Here is a 4,151-nt window from a genome sequence, read left to right as displayed (position 1 = left end):
GCGCGGGGCCGGGGCGCGTCACGCTTCCCGGCGGGGCGGCCGACTTCGGCTGCGGGGACCGCGGTTGAGGGGGGTGAGGTCATGGGGTGATCCGTCCGATTCCAACGGTGCCGACGGGGTGCGTACGTCCTTGGAGGCGTCCGTACGGCGTCATACGCGCCGTTCGCGCAGTCTGAGCAGGGAGTTGGTCGCGCTGGACAGGACGACGACGGTCACCAGGAGCAGTACCGCGATGGCGACGCCGTAGGCGAACTTCCCGCCGCCGAAGATGTTCCGGTACACGAGCAGGGTCAGGGTGTCGGTGGCGCCGGCCGGGCCGCCGTTGGTCAGGACGAGCGGGAACTCGAAGACCTTGAGCGAACCGATCAGGCTGAGCGTCACGTTGACGGTCAACGCCGGTGCCAGCAGCGGCCATTCGATGCTGCGGAACCGTCGCCAGCCGCTCGCGCCGTCCAGGGCGGCGGCCTCCAGCAGCTCGGTCGGCATGCTCATGTAGCTGGCGAGGAAGATCGCGCACGAGTAGCCGGTGAACATCCAGATGTTGACCGTGGCGACCGAGTACAGCGCGGTGGACGGGTCGCCGAGCCAGACGTGCTTGAGGCCGCCGAGGCCGACCCCGTCGAGCAGGGCGTTGAGGCCGCCGTTCGGCGCGAAGAGGTACGACCAGATGAACGCGGCCATCAGCGGTGAGATGAGGGTCGGCGTCAACAGGACGACGCTGAGGGCCTTTCGGACCTTCTCGCGGCGGAACAGCATCGAGGCGAAGAGCAGCCCGAGGCCGTTCTGCACGACGACGACCACGATGGCGTAGAGGACCGTGTGCCACAGGGCCGCGGAGATCTGCGGGTCGTCCGCCATCGCCGAGTACTGGTCCATGCCGACGAAGTGGGAGATCGGGCCGCCCACGCTGTCGGTGAGGCTCAAGTAGACGCCCTTGAACAGCGGATACAGGATGAAGAGCGCGTACACGGCGATCGCGGGGAGCAGGAAGGCGGCCATGGTGGCACGCCGTCGGTGGAACACGGGGGATCAACCTCCTTGGCCGTCAGGCCCCTTGGGGGAGTGGGTGGGACGGGGGTGGGCCGGCCGGCTCGATCACCCGGCCGGTGTTCGACTGACCGGACGGCCCAACTACCCCACCGCTACGGCTACTTGGCGGACGCCGCCGTCTGGATGTCCTTCAGCGTCTTCGCCGCGTCGGACTGGCCCAGCAGGAACGCCTGGATCTTGGAGCCGGTGTCGGTCTCCGACTGGGAGCCGTACCAGGTGTTGGAGGGGAGCACCCGGTAACGGCCCTCCGTGAAGGCGGTGTTGAAGATGGTCGTCTCCGTCGAGTCGGGCGTGGTGCCACCGGTGAACGGGGACTCGGCGTGCTCGGCGTCCAGGTACTTCGCCAGATTCGCGCTCTGCGACCAGAACTTCACGTACTCCTTCGCCGCATCCGCGTGCTGCGACTGGGAGTTGACACCCCACGCGGTGCCGGAGAACAGCATCGCGTTCGGCTTGGTGCCCGCCGCACCGCCCGGCCAGGGGGCGAACGAGACCGGGAAACCGGCCTTCTTGATGTTGGAGACCTGCCAGGCACCCTGGTACCAGAAGGCGCTCTTGCCGGCGCTGAAGTCCTGCGGCCCCTGCGACCACTCGTCGACGCCGAGCTCGTTCTTCCAGTTCACATAGCCCTTGTCACCAAGGGTCTTGAGCTGGTCGAGCGGCTCCTTCCAGTCCGAGCCGAAGGACGCCTTCCCGGCCAGGAAGTCCGCGTCCCACTGCTTGTTCTTCTGGTAGACGGTCGTCGAACCGCTCGCCTGGAAGATCGAGCTGCCGGTCCAACCCGCCTTGTCGGGAAGGGAGATGGGCGTGATCCCCGCCTTCTTGAGCTTGGCGAGGTCGGCGAGGAACGTCGGCCAGTCGGCGGGGACCTCGGTGATCCCGGCCTTCTTCAGCAGGTCCATGTTGGCGTACAGACCGATGCCGATCAGCTCCATCGGCATGGCCAGCGTCTTGCCGCCGCTCTGCGTGAACGGCTTCGCGGCCGAGGATATGGAGCTGACCCACGACTCGTTCGAGAGGTCCGCGAGGTAGCCGGAGGCGCCCCACTTCTTCATCTTGTCGGCGTCGACCATGATGACGTCGCCGGCCTTGCCGCCCAGCAGCTCGGGCTGCAGCTTCTGCGTGTAGGTGGGGTCCGCGGTGGTGTACTTGAAGTCGATCTTGATCTTCGGATGTGCCTTCTCGAAGGCCTTGTTGATCTCGGCGATGTTCGCCGGCTCCGCGCCGCCGCCCTTCCACGCCTCCACGTGGAGCGTGACCGTCCCGTCCGCCGAGGTCGAGTCGGAGCCGCCGCCACAGGCGGCGAGCGACGTCGCCAGGGCGGCGACCGTGGTGGCGACCGCGAGCAGTCTCCCGGAGCGCTTCATTGCACACCTCACCCATCATCGGCGCATGCCGATTTCGTCGTGCTTGCAGGGGTTTCTACGGTTCTTCTACCGAAAGTTGAGGGTCCTCTTGGTTCGCCGAGTCCCGTCGGCTGTGCGAGGACCATCATGGTTTGCCGGGCCTGAATGGATATATCACTGAAATCCATCGAAGGAAACCGGTTGACCAACGACTTCGGCGAACGCTAGGTTGCGGCGCCAGAAGGTGTCAAGAGGTCAAACGCAACACCCCACGCCGATCGCCACACCCCAGGCGAATCCGGCAGCAGGGCATGATTCGCCGGACGGCCGGGGTCGTCGACAGCGTGGTTGACAGGGAGGACTGGCGTGGCTGAACAGCCCGTACGGGCAAGGCTGGTGGACGTCGCACGGGAGGCGGGAGTCTCCAAGGCGACGGTGTCCAAGGTGCTCAACGGACGGCAGGACCTGTCCGTCCGGCCGGAGACCCGACAGCGCGTCCACGAGGTCGCCGCCGCCCTGGGCTACCGCCCGCACTCCGGGGCCCGCGCCCTGGCCGGGGCCAGCACCCACGCCCTGGCCCTGCTGGTGCCGGCCCTCAACAACCCGACCTACGTCACCATCTCCCGAGGCGCCTACCAGCGCGCCCGTGAGCTGGGCTATCTCTCCCTGCTCGCCGAGGACTTCGACGGGCAGGAGGCCGACGACACCTTCAACGACCTGGTCAAGGAGGGTCGGGTGGACGGACTCCTGATCGCCTCGGCCCGCCCCAACCACCCCCTACTGGAGACCCTGAGCCGCAACCCGGTTCCACATGTCTTCCTCAACCGCGCAGTCAAGGACTCGGGCCGCAACGTCACGATGGACGTGGCGCGTTCCAGCGTCACCGCGCTCGACCATCTCCACGGACTCGGTCACCGGGTGATCGGCCACATCGCCGGCCCCTCGGGGATCACCCCCAGTGAGGACCGCAGGGACGCGTTCCTACGGCACTCCGCCGCACTGGGACTCCTTTCGGCACCGGTCGCCTCCGGCGACTTCACCGAGGAGGGCGGCGCCGCAGCCGCCCGCGAACTCCTCACCCCCGCCGAGGGAGAACCCCAGGTCACCGCGCTGTACACCAGCTCGCTCGCGCAGGCCATCGGGGCGATGCGGGCCATCCACGAGCGTGGCCTGCACATCCCCGAGGACATCTCCCTGGTCGGCAACGACGACCTCCCGGTCGCCGGCTACCTCACCCCACCGCTCACCACGGTCGCGATGCCCCTGCACGAACTGGGGACGGCGGCGGTGGACGCGCTGGTCGCGGAGATCCGGGGGGAGTCGCCGGGGGACGTGGTCGTGCCGACCGAACCTCGGCTGGTGTTGCGGGGGTCCACGGCTCGGCCGGGGGCCGGTGGGGTGGCGTGACCCGTAGGACCCGTAGAACCCGTACGACCTGGATGCGCGAGCGCGAGCTGACCCGTAGCACCCGTAGCACCCGTAGCACCCGTAGCACCCGTAGTACCCGTACGACCTGACCGGGCGGGTCGGCCCCAGCCGTAGGCCGACCCCGAAGGGCACTCCCGTAGGACGGATGACCGGACGGGCCGGTCACGCCGAGAGGAACGCCATGAGCCGCACCACCCCCGAGAACCACCCCGACCGCGCTCCCGGTACTACCCGTACCCCTACTACCTCCCTCCCCTCCCGCTTCGCGGGCCGCACCGCGCTGCTCACCGCCGCCGCCTCCGGCATCGGCGCCGCCACCGCCCGCCG

The 4,151-nt window shown here is 68.4% G+C and carries 3 protein-coding genes; 1 reads left to right on the top strand and 2 read right to left on the bottom strand.

Features of this window, described 5'->3' with window-relative positions:
* Nucleotides 1–150: 150 nt before the first annotated feature.
* On the bottom strand, nt 151–1,023 hold the full coding sequence (locus tag R6V09_RS47560; RefSeq protein ID WP_317887682.1) for a carbohydrate ABC transporter permease: 873 nt from the start codon (nt 1,021–1,023) through the stop codon (nt 151–153).
* 125 nt (nt 1,024–1,148) lie between these two features.
* Nucleotides 1,149–2,417 (bottom strand): ABC transporter substrate-binding protein, encoded by a 1,269-nt coding sequence (locus R6V09_RS47555; protein WP_317887681.1) that lies wholly within the window; start codon nt 2,415–2,417, stop codon nt 1,149–1,151.
* Between the two features lie 345 nt (nt 2,418–2,762).
* Between R6V09_RS47555 and R6V09_RS47550 the strand changes: the two genes are divergently transcribed.
* Entirely contained in the window at nt 2,763–3,803 is a 1,041-nt protein-coding gene (locus R6V09_RS47550; protein ID WP_317887680.1) for a LacI family DNA-binding transcriptional regulator, read from the top strand.
* Nucleotides 3,804–4,151: the final 348 nt, after the last annotated feature.

The sequence above is a fragment of the Streptomyces sp. W16 genome (genome assembly GCF_033194735.1).
In the GTDB taxonomy this organism is placed as follows: domain Bacteria; phylum Actinomycetota; class Actinomycetes; order Streptomycetales; family Streptomycetaceae; genus Streptomyces.
This window is presented reverse-complemented; position numbering and strand designations above follow the sequence as displayed.

What these genes read in the sequence shown, in the direction of transcription:
- R6V09_RS47555 (WP_317887681.1), bottom strand. Translation starts at nt 2,417, where the DNA reads ATGAAGCGCTCCGGGAGACTGCTCGCGGTCGCCACCACGGTCGCCGCC.